Source organism: Oligoflexia bacterium, assembly GCA_035326705.1.
Taxonomy (GTDB): Bacteria; Bdellovibrionota_G; JALEGL01; order JALEGL01; family JALEGL01; genus JALEGL01.
This window is the reverse complement of sequence record DAOLES010000001.1, coordinates 481,904-499,899: the sequence shown is the minus strand read 5'-3', so window position 1 is coordinate 499,899 and position 17,996 is coordinate 481,904. Positions and strand designations below refer to the sequence as shown.

Genomic DNA, 17,996 nt, shown 5'->3' with positions numbered 1-17,996 from the left:
TGAATTTGATTGAAACTATGTTTTTAAATTTTTTTATGTGGAAAGAACTAAAATATTTTATGCAAAGCTCGTCAAAGAAGGGGGGAGTTTCCCATGGATAAAAAAATAGATTTAGGAGTAAACGTTGACCATGTTGCTACGCTTAGACAGGCCCGAGGTACAGTTTATCCCAGCCCAGTGGAGGCGGCTAAAATAATTGAAAAAGCTGGGGCAAATAATATTACCTGTCATTTGCGTGAAGATAGAAGGCATATCCAAGACCAAGATGTTTATGATTTAAGCGAGACTCTATCAATACCCCTCAATTTTGAAATGGCCGCCCGTGAAGAAATGTTCAAAATTGCCCAGGATATAAAACCACATACAGTTACGATTGTTCCTGAAAAACGTGAAGAATTAACAACTGAACATGGTTTAGATATTAAACAATTGGATTATAATGCATTAAAATGGATTGAAACACTTAAAGAATTAGGCTGTAAAGTTTCTTTATTTATTGATGCTAGCGCAACATCTATTGATGCATGCATCAATTATGGTATTTCAGAGATAGAAATTCATACTGGTTTTTACGCTGACGCTGTGAATGAAATAAATAAAAAAGCTGAGTTTGAAAAAATTGCGGGCGCAGTAGATTATGCTCACTCAAAAGGTTTAAGTTGCCATTTAGGTCATGGTCTTAATCAAAAAAATCTTGGAGTATTTAGGACTCTACCCGTTAAGTCTATGCAGATTGGTCATGCGCTAATTGCTGATGCAATATATGTTGGTTTAGAGCAGTCTACACAACAGTATTTAAAACTACTTCAGTTTTGATTATTTATTCCACACTATCAAGGTAGATGACCTCTTTGAAGGGCAACTTTTTCTTTGTAGCATCAAAGATTGACTTGTCTCCAACAACAACCCAAACAAACTCGTCTGGGTTAATCAGTTCTTTTGCTAAAGTCTGAGTTGTTTTGATATTAAGATCCTTTAAAGCGGCACTATATTTTTCAAAAAAAGAATATTCTAAATTTTTAAAGTTGAGATCATCAAATATTTCAACATTTGAATCGTTGTTTTGAAACAGTGCTAACAAAGATAACACTTCATCTTTTTGTTTTGCTTTAAATTCATTATTGTTAATAGGTTTTACGCTAGTAATGTTTTTAAGTTCACGATAAATCTCCAAAATAGACTCAACCGTTTTATCTACTTGTACACTGGTTGAGATTTTTAAAGGTCTTTTTCCAACAGTATAGCTGACTTTTGATCTTGCACCATATGACCAATGTTTGTCTTCTCTAAGGTTCATATTGATTCTAGATGTAAAGGACCCACCTAAAATACTGTTGACAATATTTAATTGTGGAGAAATTTCAGGATTAAAAGAAGAGATCAAAGCAGCGGCTTGGATGGTGGCTTGTTGAGAGTTGTCTTTATGAATAAAATACAACGTATTTTTGGGCAGATTTTTTTCTATACCATCTGTGGATAGCTGTGGTGATTTATTTGTAATAGACATCTTCCCAAAGTACTTATTCAATGTGTCTTCAAGTGTTTTTTTAGATAATGAAGAGCTGACAGTGATATGTAATGGAGATTTAAAAATTGCTTCATGCTTTTTTTCAATGTCTTTAAGGGTGATGGTATCAACAGTTGTTAATGTTCCAGTTCCAGACCATGGTTGGGCATAAGGGGTGTCTTTGAAAACGATCTTCATTAACGTTCTTGAAGCCATTGCGCCGGGGGTATTTAAGCTTTGCTTAATGTTTTGTATTAAAATATTTTTTGCTTTATCAAAACTTTTTAAATTGTATTTTGGCTTTTGAATAAGCTCGTGCACAATTTTAGTTGTTTCTGCAAAGCTAACATTTAAACCTGAATAACTTACGTTGGCTTGATGTAAGTCGCTACCCACATGGATACTGGTTCCAAGTTGGTCAAGTTTTGAGCTTAGCTGTGAGGCATTGTATTTATTATGTGCCTCTTTTAATAAGTCTTCAAATAACTGGCTGGTTCCTAGTTTCTGATCAAAAAGTGCACCTTGTTCTGATCTAATTTTTACACTGAATAAGGGTGCTGTTTTATTTGAAATATAGGTCACCGTAATACCGTTTTTCAAGGTAAAAGAAGTATGCTTTGGTGTTTCAAGATCTGGAAAACTTTGTGGAACGGGCAAGTTTTTTCTATCAACGGTCTCTTTTGTATTTGAATAGGTTTTTTCTGGTAAAACTTTTAAAGTATATGAACCTTGGTTCAGCCACTTGTTTCCAACGTTTTTGATTTTAGTGCTATTTAAATCAAAAAAACGTTGTAGGCTCTGTGTGAATCCGTCGGGTGTGTTGTAATAGGTTTGGTAATAGGCTAAAATATCGGACTTGCCGCCCCAGCCACCAATTTTTTCTAAACGTTCAGCTGTTTGCGCAAAACGTTTGGTTTTGTAAGCTTCTAAAACATCTTTTTTAATACCTTTATTCAAGACATCATTTAAAATTTTATCAATCTCTTGTTCTATTTTTGGCAATGACTCAGACTCTATAGCTGTTGCAACAATAAGAAAATGTCCACCCAGCTCACGCGGCCAAACAGTTGCGTATACATCAGAAACAAGTTTTTGTTTTTCAACTAGACTTTCATACAGCAAAGAGTTTTTACCGACACTTAAAACATCACTGAGCATATCCAGCTCTTCAAGACCATCTTGGGCAATCCCAGGGACATTCCAGACTTTATAAAGGCGTGCTTGTGGTACTTGATCTTTAATGATTTCAACTTTGTCATTTTGCATTGGAGCAATCCAAGATTTCATTTTATTAAGTCTTGGTCCAGAGGGAATCCATCCAAAATAATGTTTTATTTTTTCATGCGCTTCTTTACCAGTAATGTTTCCAGCTAAAGCAATGACTACATTGGCTGCTCCATAATAAGTATTAAACCAAGTTCTCACATCTTCTAAGCTTGCCGCATTAAGATCTTCCATAGAGCCAATTGTTCGCCATGAATAGGGGTGTTGACTAGGATAGCAAGCTTTTGCAATGTGTTCATATACCATTCCGTAAGGTTGATTTTCACCTTGACGTTTTTCATTTTGTACAACACCACGTTGTTCATCTAATTTTGCTTGATCTATAGCTCCCAATAAATGACCCATACGGTCGGACTCTAGCCACAGAATATAATCTAAGGCAGATTTGGGGACGTTTTGAAAATAATTGGTTCTATCAGTATTAGTGGTGCCGTTGAGTTCAGTGGCGCCAACTTGCTCGGTTGCTTTAAAATAATCATGGTCAAAGTTTTCACTGCCATTAAACATGAGATGCTCAAATAGATGTGCAAAACCAGTTTTACCAATAACTTCATTTTTGGAACCTACATGGTACCAGACATTAACAGCAACCAAAGGCGTGCTTTTATCTTCATGGACAAGTAAAGTAAGACCATTGTCTAGCTCAAATTTTTCATAATTAACCTTTAAATCTTTTATATTCAATTTTGTTTTTGCTTGTATCTGTTGATTGTTCATAAAAAATCCTAAACTGAAAAGAAGGGAAAAGAATAAAATGAATTGTCGCATAAGTTAAGATATAGCAAACTGCTATGCGTCTGTTAATTTTTATGCATTTTTATAAAAGTTTTGCATGTGTATAAAAAACACTGTTAAGTTGTTTGATCTATGGATAACTTTTCAAAAGTAGGACACAAAGACGATTTTTCTGAAGCTAAGCCCAAAAAGTTCAGAATCAATGAAAAAAATATTTTGGTTTGTTTGTATGAAAACAAATTTTATGCCCTTGAAAACGATTGTCCTCACCAAGGTGAACCTTTAGATAAGGGAGTCGTTAAAGATTTTTGTGTTAGTTGTCCTGCGCATAACTGGTCTTTTGATTTAAGAACGGGGGATTCACCTGTTATTCCAGATGCATTTATTTATACCTTTGATGTTAGTATTGATGAGGATGGTTTTGTTTGGGTGAGTCATAAGAAAAACTTATAAAATTTAAGATGTATAAAATCAGACTTAAAACACTGCACGATACAGCTGTATTTGCCAACCATCTGGCGCAAGAAATAGCAGGTGGCCAGGTGTTCTTTTTAAACGGAGATTTGGGCGTAGGAAAAACTGCTTTGGTTAAGGCTATTGGGCAATCCTTAGGAATAGATGCCAGCTTAATCCAAAGTCCAACATTTACCTATTTTAACCTTTTTGAAGATATAAAAAACGGTCCAGCATTGTTTCATGCAGATTTATATCGCTTGGAACATTATGATAGTTTACATAATATTGGTTTTTGGGACTATTGCGAAAACCCTGAATATGTTGCGTTTATTGAATGGGCCAATAAGTTCGAACAATTAAGTCATCTTGAGCGCTTTGATATTTTTTTCCAGTTTGCCAGTACAAGTAGTGAAAGAATCATTATTTTTGATGCTTTTGGTTTAAAGTATAAGAAAATACATGAAAAAATAAAAAATGCCTTGTCTGATCACGGGCTTGATATACTATGAGATATAAATGGCAGTTGAGTTAATCGGATTAGCATACAATCGCAATCTAACCAATGATTTCTGGTCAAGTTTAAAAGTAGCGGACTTATACAGTTTGATTTTGGAAGATGTGTATAGAAAACGCATAGACTATAGGTCTATGCGATATCATACAGGCCAGATGCAGTTGCTAAAAGAGATTGAAGAGTTGGTTTTTCAGAATGCAGAAGAGAGTACAGTTTATCAACTGATTGCCAATAGGTTTTTAAAAGGCGTGGAAAGCTCTCCTTTTTCTCTTGGTTATATGGAGTTTGATTATCAAGTTATCAAATACTTTGCTTCTTTGGCAACGGCAGATAATTTTATTCGCTCAGAAAAGCTTTTTAAAGCAATTTTACAGCTTAATGGTCAGGTAAGTTTAACGGAGCAATGGACATTTTTTGATCTAGATGACTATAAAATTTTGTATGATTCTCTAGAGGCATTTCATTTTCAAGATATGAATAAACTCAGTGGTGCATTGAATGAAACAAAAGATGATGCTGTAAACGATGTTTCAAAGTGGTTAACCCATTACAATGAGTTTTTTCACTATACTTACAATAATCAATTAAGTCCTTTTTTTTACAATAATACTTCTGCAATTAAAGACTGGGGAGACCTGTTATCTAGACACAATGACAGAAACAAAACAATTGTAAAAAATACGTTTAAATTTGGTGCGCAGCTTCCAATGCAAGACCCATGTTTAGATATGCTTAAGCTGTTAAAACCAAAAGAAAAGAAAACCAATCTTAAATTACAAGAAAAGATGAAGGTTTATAAAGAAACTGAATACCTTGTTGAAGGCTTGGACGACTATGATCCTCTTGTTCAACAGAAGTCAGCTGAAAGTCTCTGTGATTTTATATATGATGAAGAGTACAATGATAAGTTAATACAAAAGTTTGATGAAGTTGATCTTCCAATCAAAAAAGAATTGATTCGGGTTTTGGGAAAAGTGATGAATCCCAAAGTTGAAGGTTTTATGTTAAAAATTTTAGATTCAGATGAGAGTATTGATATCCAAGTTTTGTCAGCCAATGAATTGGTGAAAGGCGACAGTCATCACATAGCAAAAAAACTGAGTGATAAAATACTCAGTGGGGAAAGGCATTTTGCAATTTTGTTAAGTAAGTTGTTGAAAACCAACAAGTATGTAGCAATAGAAAAACATTTATGTGACGTTTCTTCGTGGAAACAAGAGACAGCCTATGAAGAGTTGGCCTATGTGCTTGGCTCTTGTAAAGATGTGAAAGCTAAGTCAGCATTGGCTGAGTTAAGTCAGAGTAGAGAAGATGTCAGAACCGTAAGAAATACTTTGTATGCCTTAAAAAGAATTGATCCTGATGATGATATCTCAAAGTTATATCCTAAAATAAAAGTCAACGATCCAATGCTTGATGAAACAATGGAGATTTTAAGCCATTGAGAAAAGCTTTATTCGGTGTAGTCACCAATAAATTCTAAATTGAGCAGTTGATTCCCGTAGCAAAACGCGATAGAGGGGGGTACATGTCTAAATTGGATAAAAAACGTGTGGTGGTGGCCATGAGTGGAGGGGTGGATAGCTCTGTAGCCGCTTTATTGCTTAAACAACAAGGCTATGAAGTGATAGGTATTTCTATGAAACTGTGGTCTTATGATGTTGAAGCTAAGTATGGTTGCTGTACACCAGAAGATCTGTATGATGCCAGAAAAGTCGCTGTTCAGTTGAATATCCCCTATTATGTTTTTAATATGCAAGACGACTTTAAAAAAGAGGTCATTGATAACTTTGTGTCAACCTATGCACAAGGGCAAACGCCAAACCCATGTGTACGTTGTAACAATGATATAAAATTTGCGGCATTATTGGATAAGACCAAAGAACTGGGCGGAGAGTTTTTGGCTACTGGGCACTATGCTCGAATTAAACAGCATGATGATGGTTATTATCAACTGTTTGCTGGAGTTGATAAAAATAAAGACCAATCCTATTTTTTGTTTGGTTTAAGTCAAGAAGAGCTTGCGCATGTCATGTTTCCTCTTGGAGAAATGACCAAGCCAGAGGCCAGACGCTTAGCTAAAGAAAATGGTTTGGATATTTTTGAAAAAAAAGACAGTCAAGAGATATGCTTTGTTCAGTCGTCTTATGTAGACTTTGTTGAAAAAAACATAACTGATGAACAAAGAGTTCCTGGTAAAATTATCAATGCTCAAGGAGAAGTTTTAGGTTTTCATACAGGTATTCATCAGTTTACCATTGGTCAAAGAAAAGGCCTTGGAGTGCAAAGCTTTGAACCCTTATACGTGATTGAAATCTCAAACAACGGTGATGTATTGGTGGGGCCAAAATCAATGCTTCTCCAAAAGAATGTTCATGTTGGCGATTTAAGTTGGATTCACAAAAGTTTACAAGCTGAAGATAAAATCAAGATTAAAATAAGAAGTCGTTTTGAACCTGCAACAGCAATTGTTAAAGGCTATGATGAGACAATGTCCATGATGACAGTTGAGTTTGATGAAATGCAGGAGTCAATTACACCTGGACAAGCGGCAGTGTTTTACAAAGGCGAAGAAATTGTTGGTGGTGGATGGATTAAGCCTTAAGGTCTTTCCAAGAGAGATTGAATTTTGCTAAATATTTTTTAAGTCGATCAGCATCGTTGATGGACGCTTTTTTTGTTCTAGATACATTGAACAATTTTCTTCCAGCTTCTGATATAGACTGAGATTGCCTGCAAATAGAAATAACATGGCTAAGCTGTGTTTTATCAAAATTGTCCATTTGATTTATATATTGTTGTGAAAGAACTGAGCTTAAGGTCTGGTTTTTTGTAGGGTCTGTACCCCAGCTTTGCGTGAGACGTGAGATTTCTTGATTGACGGTTTCAATATGAATTCTTCCGTTATTGGCCAGCGTTCCCATGCGCGTAATAGCAGCATTTAAGTCACGAAAGTTGTTGTTCCATGTGGCTTTTTCCGAAGTGGAAAAGCTTAAAAACTTCTCTTTTGCTTCGCGGGTAAATTGAATTTTGTAACCATGACGTTTTGAGAATTTATCAATTTCATGAACAATGTTAGGTTCTATATCTTCCGGCCTTTGTGATAAGCTAGGTAGGCAGAAAGTCCATAGGTTTATTCTAGCCAATAAATCTTCACGGAAATAGCCATTGTGTACTGCCGTTAACAAATCTTTATTTGTTCCCGCAATGAGTTGAAAGTCACTTTTATATTCTTTATCAGAACCTACCGGAAGAAAAGTGTGATCTTCTATTGCTCTGAGCAACATGGCTTGTTCATCTAATCCTAACTCACCAATTTCATCTAAAAATAAAATTCCTTTGTCAGCGGACTGTAGGAGTCCTGAGCGAGATTGAATTGCACCAGTATAGGCTCCTTTGATATGCCCAAATAAAGTAGACATGGATGAATCGCCTTTCAATGTCGCACAGTTGACCTCAATAAAATTTCCTGAAAGCTGATGCTTTTTTTGTTTAAGTTGAAAAATTCTCTTAGCCAGTTCAGATTTTCCTGAGCCAGTTGGACCCATCAATAATATGGGATCTTTTGAGCGAATAGCAACGGTTTCAATTTGTTCAATCAAAGTATTAAACTTTTTATTTTGCGTTTCTATGCCGCCTTTAAGAAAAGAAATGCTGTTGGCGTGTTCTAAAAGATGTCTAGAAAGAATAGAATCGTATTTAGATAGATCTAGGTCAATGATGTGGTAGTGGCCAGGGTTAGAGCCACTTTTTTTTTGTTTGGGTGGAGAAGTCTGTAAAAGCTTGCCTGGAAAATGATGGCTTTCTGTAAGTAGAAACATGCAAATTTGGGTGACATGGGTGCCGGTAGTAATATGCAAATAGTAATTGTTGGTTTCAGGTTTAAATGTAAAGCTTGAACAGAAGTCATGCAGGCTAGCATAAGCCTCTTGGAAGTCCCATGGGTCATTAAAAGTAATCGGGTGGGTGATAATTTTAGTTTCAGGGCTAATGAGCTTTAGGTCACTGACAAGGGTATCTTTAAGAGCGGTGTAGTTTGTTTGATAAAGCAGGTGTATTTCGTGCACAAGAAAATCTTCATGTTGACCAATAGAAATGGTAGGACGCCATTTGTCCCAACGATTTTCTGTTTTACCTTGGTCTAAAGTTGGTCCAATTAAACCCACAACAACATTAGATTTCATTTTATAAATATATATAAAAACTATAAATTTATATAGTAAAATGTTTAAATTATAGCGGCTAGATTTAGTGCTTTTTAAGTTTAATATAATAAAAACAGCATCTTATTTGTTTTTTTTGATTTTGGCATAGCCATTGCTTTGTAATAAAATAATTTATAAAGTTCAAAATAGGAGAACATGAATGTCACGAGAAAATACATACGAAGTTATTGAAACTGAACAAGGAGCTTTGGTCAAAGCATGGACGAAAGGCGTTGAATTTGATGAAAGGTCTCGCTTGCAAGTAAATCATATTGCTAACATGCCTTTTATTTATAAATGGGTTGCGATTATGCCAGATGTACATTTAGGAAAAGGAGCCACCATAGGTAGTGTCATACCGACCACAAGTGCAATTATACCTGCAGCTGTCGGTGTTGATATAGGTTGCGGAATGATGGCACAAAAAACCAGCTTAACTGCAAATGACTTGCCGTATAGTTTGGCAGAACTGCGTTCAAATATTGAAGCGGCCATCCCACATGGTTACTCTAGTAAAAGAGACAAAGGGGCTTGGCATACTATTCCAACACTCGTTGAAGCAAAGTGGGCTCATTTGAAAACAAAGTTTGATGCTTTGTTAGAAAAGCATCCAATTCTTAAACAGACCAACAATGTTGCTCATTTGGGAACATTGGGGACAGGCAATCATTTTGTTGAAGTCTGTTTGGATGACAATGATGCCGTGTGGGTTATGTTGCACAGTGGTTCTAGAGGCGTGGGTAATAGAATTGGCCGATACTTTATTGAATTGGCACGAGAAGATATGCGTCAATGGCACATCAACCTGCCTGACCTTGATTTAGCTTATTTCCCAGAGGGGACAGATCATTTTGCAGATTATATTGAAGCAGTTGAGTGGGCTCAAACTTATGCAAGGTTCAATAGAGAGGTCATGATGCAACATGCGCTAGAAGCATTAAAAAATTCTGGTGGAATTCCAGAGTTTAAGTTGGAGGAAACGGCTGTGAACTGTCATCACAACTATGTCAACAAGGAAAACCACTATGGAGAAAATATCTGGGTAACTCGTAAAGGTGCAGTAAGAGCCCGTAAAGGAGACTTAGGGATTATTCCTGGAAGTATGGGAGCAAGATCATATATTGTAAGAGGACTTGGTAATGAAGAAAGTTTTCATAGCTGCAGTCATGGGGCTGGAAGAGTAATGTCACGTACAGCAGCAAAGAAACGGTTTACTCAAAAAGATCATGAAATAGCAACACAAGGAGTAGAGTGTCGTAAGGATCAAGGTGTCATTGATGAAACACCAGCAGCATACAAATCTATTGATGCAGTGATGCAAGCACAAAAAGATCTTGTTGAAGTGGTCTATACTTTAAAACAAGTTGTCTGTGTGAAAGGTTAATGATGATTGAGTTAGATGGTGCTATTGGTGAAGGTGGAGGGCAGATTTTAAGATCTGCTCTTTCTTTGTCAGTGATTACGCAAAAAGCATTTAAAATTAAAAATATAAGATCAAAGAGGTCAAAGCCCGGTTTATTAAGGCAGCACTTAACAGCTGTGCATGCGGCTAAAGCAATATCCAATGCCGAAAGCAGCGGTGATCATATCAGTTCAAAAGTGTTAGAATTTTATCCAAATGATATTCAGTCTGGTGAGTATTGCTTTAAGATTGGCACTGCTGGGAGCACATCTTTAGTCTTTCAAACTATTTTATATCCTCTTCTTTATACAAACTCTCAAAGTCAAATAAGAGTTGAGGGGGGGACACACAATGCTAAGGCACCAACATTTGATTATATCAATGAAATTTTTTTGTCTTATCTAAAGGCTCTAGGAGTAAAGGTCAGTGGACATTTGGAGAACTACGGTTTTTATCCGGCTGGAGGAGGTGTTTGTAAATTTTTGATTGAACCTTTTTCCTATTGGAAACAGAAACAATTTTTTTTGCGTGGCAAGACCAAAAAAATTAAAATTGTAGTATTGTTGGCAAACCTTCCAATAGGAATTGCTCAAAGAGAAATAGATTTTCTAAGCAACAACTTAATAGACTATAAGGTTGATTCAGAAATAGTAAAGCTTAACAATATTTCTGGAGCAGCCAATGTGATTCAAGTGATGATTGAAAATGAATATGGTCATGAAATGTTTGTAGGTTTTGGAGAAAAAAGGAAACGTGCTGAACAAGTGGCACAAGAGCTTTTAGCTGAAATAAAAAGCTATTTAGAAAGTGATGTTTTAATAGGGCCATATATGGCGGACCAGTTGCTTATTCCGATGGCATTGTCTGGTTCTGGCAGTTTTTTAACAACGGAACTCAGTCAGCATACAATGACCAACATTGATATTATAAAAAAATTTTTACCGGTGGATATTCAAACGTATAAACAAGAAAATCATTATAAAATAACTATTGAGGAAAAAAGCTATGGAAAAAAAGATGATTGATGATTTGTTTAAGGAGATATCTTTAGAAAAAGAAGATGCTTTATCAAATTTAGATGAACTTATAATATTACAACAAAAAGCATACAAGTTATTGCGATTTTTAGATAAGGCTATGAATGAAGGTTTTATTAGTCCTAAAGGAGCGCATAACTTTATGAGTATGAATAAAGCTGCAGAGTCATGGATTAAGCAACATATTAAAAACTTTCCACAAGATGCACGACCAGATATAGGCAACCAGCAAGAGTTAGGTGTGTTTTGTAATCTTTTTGCTACATTTTTAGATATTTCATTTGATATAGATAAAAATCCAGGAAAAAAATTATACAGTGAAGGCGCGCATTGTTTTTGTTCTATGTGCTCTTACTTGGTCAATGTTTCACATTTAAAAACAAAGAAAATTTCCAAAGCCGAAAAGAATAGAGCTAAAAAAATAAAACATCATACTCTTATTCAGCTTTGTTTAAATAATAACTTAGATATTGCCGATGAAACAATTAGTCAAATAGTTGAATCTAAAGATTGTAGTGAAGATCTAGCGATTTTAGCATATGTGGGACAGTTGATTGATCGTGCAAAAGGAATATCCAACGGCCCAGCAGTGCTATGTTTGTATAGAGAGTTTGCTTGGAAAAACTCTGGACCAAAGAAAAATTTTACGTTTAATGCCAGCTTGGTTCATAAAGCCACAAATGACCTTTTGATTCAGGTAAGATCTAGACAAAAGAAAGTTGTTTAATGTCTACGATATTAAAAAAAGATAAACGACCAATAACACATTCTGAAAAGTTGATCTTAGAAAATGAAATAAAAGTTTATGGCTTATTATCTATCTTGGTACAAGCAGTTTTTTATGTGCTGCTTTTATGTGGGCTGAGTGTTTTATTTGGTTTTGGGTTTATGGCTTTGATTAAAATGGTTTCTGAAACACTTACAGATTTTCTTGGAAACAAATTGATTTATTTTTTTATGTTTTTTGGAATGTTTATTGCGGTATATATTGTTAAAGAAAATCTAAAACATTCTAAAAGGATTAAGCAAAGGATTTTAAATGATCTTAGTTCTGGAGAAGTAGAAGATAATGTTTATGAAGTTTTAAGATTTTTCAGGATAAAAGTGAAAGATATAAGCAACGGTTTATTTTATGGAATAGAAGTAGCGTCAAATAAAGTGCTGTTTATTGAACATGGTTTCTTATCTTATCTAGGTGAGAAAGAAATGAATATCAAAAATAAGTTGATTGTGAGTAAGTCAATTGAATCAGATTTGATTGTCAGTATAAAATCATTGGGAAAAAATATTGAGGCAGATATTGAAGTGAGCATTGATAATATCCACGATTATTGGTTTTTAGAGTGTTATGAAAATGGCGATATTTATAATGAAAGCTACGATCAATTAAAGCAAGAGTTGTTTAGCTCATGTAAATTATGCAAAGAGCAATAAATCTAATTGTTAAAGTATGTTTTAAGGACTTTCAAAGTTAACAATAATTGGCGCATTTTGGCCTTGAGTAACTTTTACTTTTTTAGTGATGGGTTTAAAGTCCTGATGCTCAAAAACAAAAGTGTAGGTTCCAACATTAAGAGAGTAATTTAAAATAGGTGTTGTCCCAATTTTTTTACCATTAAGTTTAACATTGGCCCAAGGAATAGCACTAAGGTTTATGATACCTTTAGCGACTGCAACTCTTTTTAAAGCAATATCCAATTCAAATAAAGAGTTACTTGGTGTTATTTCTCGGGTAACAGAAACATAGCCTGGAGCAGAAAATTTAAACGTATAACTTGTGCTGGGTTCTAGGTTCTCAATAGTTTTACCAACTTCTTTACCATCTAAGTAAATTTTTGCAGATTCAGGAGAGATATTTATTTTTACTGTTGAAGGTGTTGGCTCAAGCTTTAAAAATACTTCTTCAATATTTTTTTGTGGAATAATGGTTTGGCCCTGAGGTTTAAAACCTTCTTTTTCAAGTATAATATTATATTCAGTTCCTTGAGTCAGTTTATAAACCGTGGTTGGTGTAACTTGGTTGATGAACTCACCATTGATATTAATTTTTGCTCCTTGGGGGACACTATCAATGAATAAGGAAGTTGAGGGTAAGACTTTTTCCTCAAGCTCAAATTTTAAATTTCTTTGGCCTGATTTTATAAGAACCTGATCAACAATATCGTTATAACCATCTAGACTAACCTTAAACTCATATACTTTGTTGGCTTCAAACGGGAGGCTTAATGGAGTAAAGCCTTTTTCTTCATTATCTATAATTATGTTTGCGCCTTCTGGGACACTGCTAATAGCTATATTCTCAGTTGCCACAGAAACTTTATCCTTGGTCTGTTTGTTTCCAAAATTGCCAAAAACGCTGAATATTAAAAAAGTAAAGGTGAGTGCAATAAGAATGGCTGAGGCTTTTTGTTTTAAGTTGAGTTGTTTGAAACCTAAAACAAAGTTTTTTGCTTTGTGAAAAAAGCCAACAGATTTTTGTACAATATTACTTTTTGTTAAATTTTTGACGATAGATTGAGTGTTACTCAGTGAAGATAAGGTAGAGTCATGATCACTCTGAGCAGCTTTTTCTGCTTGTTCAATATGTCTTATGTTTAAAGTATCCAACGCCCGTTTAAGATTTTCTTGTTCAACTTTAATTTCTGCTTGAAATAGGTTTTGCAGGTAAGCGCCTAAATCTTTGGTTGAGAAGTTTGCATAGTTGTTAAAAAATATTTTTGATAATTCAACTTGCATATTTTGGGCAGATTCAAATCTATCTTGTGGATCTTGAGCTAAACTTTTTAATATGATTTTTTCAAGTTCTTCACTTACATCTGGATTGTACTGAATAACAGAAGGTATTTTACAATTTTTGATTGCTTCTAAAGTCTTAAAATCAGAATCTTCATGAAACAATCGTTGACCAGTAATCATTTCATAGAGAATAATGCCAGTAGAAAAGAGGTCTGTTTTTTGGTCAAGTTCAAGTCCAGCAGCTTGTTCAGGAGACATATAGCCAAACTTGCCCTTAAGAACACCGGCTTGGGTTCGGTGAATTTTTGACTCCGTTTTGGCAATCCCAAAATCTACGATTTTAACTTCACCATCAAATGAAAGCATGATGTTTTGTGGAGATATATCTCTATGAATTAGATTTAAAGGGGTGCCGCTGAAGGTGTCTTTTTTACTGTGTGCATAGTCTAAGCCTTTAAGAATCTCAATACTGATGAACAAAGCCATAGGAATGTTGATTGGACTTTGCGCTTGTTGGGCCTTTTTAAGTATAGCCCTTAAATCCTTACCATTGATGTATTCCATGGCAATAAAATAATTGCCTTCAAGTTTTCCAAGGTCACTGACTTGACAAATGTTAGCATGGCTTAACTCAACAGCTATTTTGGCTTCATCAATAAACATTTCAACAAACTCTTCATCTTGAGAAAGATGAGGGAGAATACGTTTAATAACCAAAAATCTTTTAAAACCATGAACCCCAAAGGTTTTGGCTTTAAAAACTTCTGCCATCCCACCGACTGCAATTCTGTCGAGGAGAATGTATTTACCATATGCTTTACTTTTAAAACTCACTTCATGACTCAAAAACTATTATAAAAAATGGGTACACTTGATTATACCGCTTTAAACTAAGCAATGCTAATACCTTATTTTTATGTTAACGTCGATATTTCATATAGGGCTAAGGGCGAATATTTGTTTTTTAAAGGGCTCAACCACAAAAACATAACAAGCTTGATTATTAAACTATTATTTAATATGAGGGGCAAAGTGAGCCAAGAAGAAGATTCCGTTCAAGATTTTTTAAGCACAAGTTGTGATTCTGCAAGCTGTGTCACAGTGGGCAACTTTGATGGAGTTCATGTGGGTCACATGCAGTTGATTGATAAATTACATGAAATAGCTGATCAAAACAAGCTTAGATCAATTGCATTAACTTTTTCTCCGCACCCCGGGGAGTTTTTTTCAAAAAAGAGTCTTAAATTGCTTATGCCATTAAAAACAAGAGTCTACAGGTTGAAAAAAGCAGGTGTTGACCAAGTTAAGGTGATTGAATTTTCCAAATCTTTTTCAAAGCTAAGTTATATAGAATTTTTGGATCATTTGATTGAACATTATCAATTAAAGCAACTCATTATTGGCAAGAATACACATATAGGTAAGGCTAGGCAGGGAAGTCCTGAAAAGATAAAAGACTACCTTGAAAAAAAACAAATTCAAGTAACTGTTCTTGAAATACATAAAGTTGAAGGGGACTATGTAAGCTCAAGTAAGATCCGAGAGTATGTAGCACAGGGTGCCATAGATAAAGCCAATCAACTATTGGGTTATGCCTATGTTCTTAGTGGACCAGTTGTAAAAGGCAGTGGTCAGGGCACAGGTTTAGGGTTTCCAACGGCAAACCTGAATTATCAAAAAGATTTATGTATACCTAAAAACGGCGTTTATAGAACTACAGTTGAACTTGATGGTAAGAAGTTACCAGCATTAACCAATATTGGACAGGCACCAACAATCAAAAATTCTAAAGAAACCACCATTGAATCATATATTCCTCAATATAAAGGAATGGCTTTGTATGGAAAAGTAATAAAACTCAATTTTTATGAAAGAATAAGAGCAGAAAAAAAATTTTCTTCTATAGAAGCATTACAAGAGCAAATAAAAAAAGATTTAGATAAATTAGACCATTTTATAAAATAAGCTAGATAAAGCATGGAGCAAACAAAAAGTTTTGAGAGTTACTGTTTTATGATGACGTGATTTATATTGCAATTTATAGTGGTGCTGTAACAGATTTAAACGAGATGTTCTGTCAAAGTTTATGATGAAACAATGTATCAATATTAATAATGCATGTAAACTCGTTCTCTATTGTAAGTAAAGTGTTGACATTATTGAACTTGTCAGTAGAATTTAAAGTATAACGCAAGTGATTTCTGTTAAAAACCATCAGATTAAGGATGTCTGTGAGTCAACGACTAGGTGAACTATTATTAAGAAAAAATGTTATCTCTGGACAACAGCTGCAAAAAGCATTGGATGTTCAAAGAAAATCTGGTGTAAAGTTGGGAACAGCTTTAACCAGCTTAGGTTTTGTTGATGAAGATCAAATTACAGATCTTTTATCCCAGCAATATGGGGTTAAGTCTATTGATTTAGATGGAATGGATATACCCAAAGATGTGTATTTATCAGTTTCTCAAGAGATTGCATTAAAATATTTATTGATTCCGGTAGAGAAAAAAGGGCCGTCATTGGTTGTTGCTATGGCTGACCCGTCTAATATTTTAGCCTTGGATGAATTAAAGTTTTTAACCAGTTATAAAATAGAAGCAGTAGTTGCATCTGAGCAGTCTATTAAAAGTGCAATTCAAAAGCATTATAATAAAGAAGAAGATTTTGAAGATATTTTTCGCGATCTTGAAGGTGATATTGATGATATTGAAATCATAGAACAAGATGAAGATGATGAGCAAGCTGCTTTAGCAGAGGCTGAAGAAGCACCTATCGTTAAGTTTTGTAACATGATTTTAACAGATGCGGCAAAAAAAGGGGCTTCAGATATTCATATTGAGCCTTATGAAAAAAGTTTTCGTATTCGTTTTCGTGTGGATGGTGTTTTATTAGAAGTTATGAAACCGCCATTAAAGCTTAAAAACGCAATTGTTTCTCGTTTAAAAATTATGAGTAAGCTTGATATTGCTGAAAAACGCTTACCTCAGGATGGTCGTATCAAGCTGATCATGAAAAATAAAAAAGAAATGGACTATCGTGTTTCTGTTTTACCAACCTTGTTTGGTGAAAAAGTTGTATTGCGTCTTTTAGATAAATCAAATTTGCAATTGGATATGACAAAGTTGGGCTTTGAAACCAAAGCTTTGTCTGACTTTCAGAGTGCTATTCATAAACCGTTTGGAATGGTTTTGGTGACCGGTCCTACAGGTTCTGGTAAAACAACAACCTTGTATTCAGCTTTGTCGGAGCTGAATAAAACTACAGAAAATATTTCAACTGCGGAAGATCCTGTTGAATTTAATCTTGAAGGTATCAATCAGGTTCAAATGCATGATGATATAGGTTTAAATTTTGCATCAGCACTGAGGTCATTCTTACGTCAGGATCCGGATATTATCATGGTGGGGGAGATCAGGGACTTTGAGACAGCTGAGATATCAGTGAAAGCTGCTCTAACAGGACACCTTGTTTTGTCTACACTGCACACTAACGATGCTCCCTCAACTGTTAACCGTTTGTTAAACATGGGTATTGAGCCATTTTTAGTTGCGTCATCAGTTAACGCCATTTTAGCACAACGTTTAGCGCGTAGAATATGTAGTGCATGCTCTACTGAGAATCCTGATGAGGATAAAAAAGCCATGATTGATGCAGGCATTAAAGAAGAAGAATTAAGTGATTTTGTTCCCATGCGAGGAGCAGGTTGTGATGATTGTAATGGAACAGGTTATAGAGGGCGGGTTGCGATTTATGAAGTGATGCCCATTGGGGATGAGTTAAAAGAGTTTATTTTAAACGGTGCTGCAACTTCAGAAATAAAAAAAGAAGCCATGCGTTTAGGGATGAAGTCTATGCGACAATCAGCCTTAACCAAGTTTAAAGAAGGCGTTACCACTGTGGAAGAGGTCTTGCGAGTATCGGTGGCGGATTCTTCGTAAACTTTAAAGAGTGTTGGTAGGGCAATGTTGTATTGTTCTGTCATGGGAGTGAGAACGCAAAAACTTTGTTTTTGTTTTTGAGAGGGGTGTGAGCCTCTTTTTGAAAAGAGCGAAGCCGGGAGGAGACGAGATTTTATATCGACGTCGACCGCAAAGGGTGAGCAAACAAAAACGACGTTTTT

At 35.0% G+C, this 17,996-nt stretch carries 14 protein-coding genes; 11 read left to right on the top strand and 3 right to left on the bottom strand.

Features of this window, described 5'->3' with window-relative positions:
* Nucleotides 1-93 precede the first annotated feature (93 nt).
* Complete coding sequence (locus tag PKC21_02330; protein HMR24168.1) at nucleotides 94-816, top strand: pyridoxine 5'-phosphate synthase; 723 nt, start codon at nucleotides 94-96, stop codon at nucleotides 814-816.
* Between the two features lie 4 nt (nucleotides 817-820).
* Here PKC21_02330 and PKC21_02325 read toward each other — a convergent pair whose 3' ends face one another.
* Complete coding sequence (locus tag PKC21_02325; GenBank protein HMR24167.1) at nucleotides 821-3,508, bottom strand: pitrilysin family protein; 2,688 nt, start codon at nucleotides 3,506-3,508, stop codon at nucleotides 821-823.
* Between the two features lie 150 nt (nucleotides 3,509-3,658).
* On the opposite strand from PKC21_02325, the gene PKC21_02320 reads away from it, so the two are divergent.
* The 4 genes from PKC21_02320 to mnmA all read left to right on the top strand — a co-directional run bounded on the left by PKC21_02320 (nucleotide 3,659) and on the right by mnmA (nucleotide 7,101).
* Nucleotides 3,659-3,979, top strand: coding sequence for a Rieske (2Fe-2S) protein (locus PKC21_02320; GenBank protein HMR24166.1), 321 nt, complete (start codon nucleotides 3,659-3,661; stop codon nucleotides 3,977-3,979).
* Nucleotides 3,980-3,987: 8 nt separating this feature from the next.
* Nucleotides 3,988-4,491 carry a tRNA (adenosine(37)-N6)-threonylcarbamoyltransferase complex ATPase subunit type 1 TsaE gene (tsaE, locus tag PKC21_02315; protein ID HMR24165.1) on the top strand — a complete coding sequence of 168 codons (504 nt, stop codon included), beginning with the start codon at nucleotides 3,988-3,990 and terminating at the stop codon, nucleotides 4,489-4,491.
* A 7-nt stretch (nucleotides 4,492-4,498) separates the two neighbouring features.
* Nucleotides 4,499-5,941, top strand: coding sequence for a hypothetical protein (locus PKC21_02310; protein ID HMR24164.1), 1,443 nt, complete (start codon nucleotides 4,499-4,501; stop codon nucleotides 5,939-5,941).
* A gap of 83 nt (nucleotides 5,942-6,024) precedes the next feature.
* Nucleotides 6,025-7,101 carry a tRNA 2-thiouridine(34) synthase MnmA gene (gene mnmA / locus PKC21_02305; protein ID HMR24163.1) on the top strand — a complete coding sequence of 359 codons (1,077 nt, stop codon included), beginning with the start codon at nucleotides 6,025-6,027 and terminating at the stop codon, nucleotides 7,099-7,101.
* Here mnmA and rtcR read toward each other — a convergent pair.
* Nucleotides 7,091-8,680 (bottom strand): RNA repair transcriptional activator RtcR, encoded by a 1,590-nt coding sequence (rtcR, locus tag PKC21_02300; protein HMR24162.1) that lies wholly within the window; start codon nucleotides 8,678-8,680, stop codon nucleotides 7,091-7,093. The genes mnmA and rtcR overlap by 11 nt on opposite strands.
* A 181-nt stretch (nucleotides 8,681-8,861) precedes the next feature.
* On the opposite strand from rtcR, the gene PKC21_02295 reads away from it, so the two are divergent.
* The 4 genes from PKC21_02295 to PKC21_02280 are packed head-to-tail and all read left to right on the top strand — an operon-like array spanning nucleotide 8,862 to nucleotide 12,574.
* Nucleotides 8,862-10,085, top strand: coding sequence for an RtcB family protein (locus PKC21_02295; protein ID HMR24161.1), 1,224 nt, complete (start codon nucleotides 8,862-8,864; stop codon nucleotides 10,083-10,085).
* On the top strand, nucleotides 10,085-11,128 hold the full coding sequence (rtcA, locus tag PKC21_02290; GenBank protein ID HMR24160.1) for an RNA 3'-terminal phosphate cyclase: 1,044 nt from the start codon (nucleotides 10,085-10,087) through the stop codon (nucleotides 11,126-11,128). The genes PKC21_02295 and rtcA overlap by 1 nt, the downstream gene beginning before the upstream one ends.
* A complete protein-coding gene (locus PKC21_02285; protein ID HMR24159.1) occupies nucleotides 11,109-11,867 on the top strand; it encodes a hypothetical protein in 759 nt (252 codons plus the stop codon). Before rtcA ends, PKC21_02285 begins: the two co-directional genes overlap by 20 nt.
* Nucleotides 11,867-12,574, top strand: coding sequence for a hypothetical protein (locus tag PKC21_02280; GenBank protein HMR24158.1), 708 nt, complete (start codon nucleotides 11,867-11,869; stop codon nucleotides 12,572-12,574). Before PKC21_02285 ends, PKC21_02280 begins: the two co-directional genes overlap by 1 nt.
* 21 nt (nucleotides 12,575-12,595) lie before the next feature.
* On the opposite strand, the gene PKC21_02275 is transcribed toward PKC21_02280, so the two are convergent.
* Nucleotides 12,596-14,710: a serine/threonine-protein kinase gene (locus tag PKC21_02275; GenBank protein ID HMR24157.1), complete on the bottom strand. Its 2,115-nt coding sequence runs from the start codon at nucleotides 14,708-14,710 to the stop codon at nucleotides 12,596-12,598.
* Between the two features lie 198 nt (nucleotides 14,711-14,908).
* Here PKC21_02275 and PKC21_02270 point away from each other — a divergent pair, with 198 nt between their 5' ends.
* Nucleotides 14,909-15,841 carry a bifunctional riboflavin kinase/FAD synthetase gene (locus PKC21_02270; GenBank protein HMR24156.1) on the top strand — a complete coding sequence of 311 codons (933 nt, stop codon included), beginning with the start codon at nucleotides 14,909-14,911 and terminating at the stop codon, nucleotides 15,839-15,841.
* A 260-nt stretch (nucleotides 15,842-16,101) separates the two neighbouring features.
* Nucleotides 16,102-17,814, top strand: coding sequence for a type IV-A pilus assembly ATPase PilB (pilB, locus tag PKC21_02265; GenBank protein HMR24155.1), 1,713 nt, complete (start codon nucleotides 16,102-16,104; stop codon nucleotides 17,812-17,814).
* Nucleotides 17,815-17,996: the final 182 nt, after the last annotated feature.

Coding starts and splice junctions, on each gene's coding strand:
- PKC21_02310 (HMR24164.1), top strand. CDS start 4,499: ATGGCAGTTGAGTTAATCGGATTAGCATACAATCGCAATCTAACCAAT.
- PKC21_02325 (HMR24167.1), bottom strand. CDS start 3,508: ATGAACAATCAACAGATACAAGCAAAAACAAAATTGAATATAAAAGAT.
- rtcA (HMR24160.1), top strand. CDS start 10,085: ATGATGATTGAGTTAGATGGTGCTATTGGTGAAGGTGGAGGGCAGATT.
- PKC21_02280 (HMR24158.1), top strand. CDS start 11,867: ATGTCTACGATATTAAAAAAAGATAAACGACCAATAACACATTCTGAA.
- PKC21_02285 (HMR24159.1), top strand. CDS start 11,109: ATGGAAAAAAAGATGATTGATGATTTGTTTAAGGAGATATCTTTAGAA.
- rtcR (HMR24162.1), bottom strand. CDS start 8,680: ATGAAATCTAATGTTGTTGTGGGTTTAATTGGACCAACTTTAGACCAA.
- PKC21_02330 (HMR24168.1), top strand. CDS start 94: ATGGATAAAAAAATAGATTTAGGAGTAAACGTTGACCATGTTGCTACG.
- mnmA (HMR24163.1), top strand. CDS start 6,025: ATGTCTAAATTGGATAAAAAACGTGTGGTGGTGGCCATGAGTGGAGGG.
- PKC21_02295 (HMR24161.1), top strand. CDS start 8,862: ATGTCACGAGAAAATACATACGAAGTTATTGAAACTGAACAAGGAGCT.
- pilB (HMR24155.1), top strand. CDS start 16,102: ATGTCTGTGAGTCAACGACTAGGTGAACTATTATTAAGAAAAAATGTT.
- PKC21_02320 (HMR24166.1), top strand. CDS start 3,659: ATGGATAACTTTTCAAAAGTAGGACACAAAGACGATTTTTCTGAAGCT.
- tsaE (HMR24165.1), top strand. CDS start 3,988: ATGTATAAAATCAGACTTAAAACACTGCACGATACAGCTGTATTTGCC.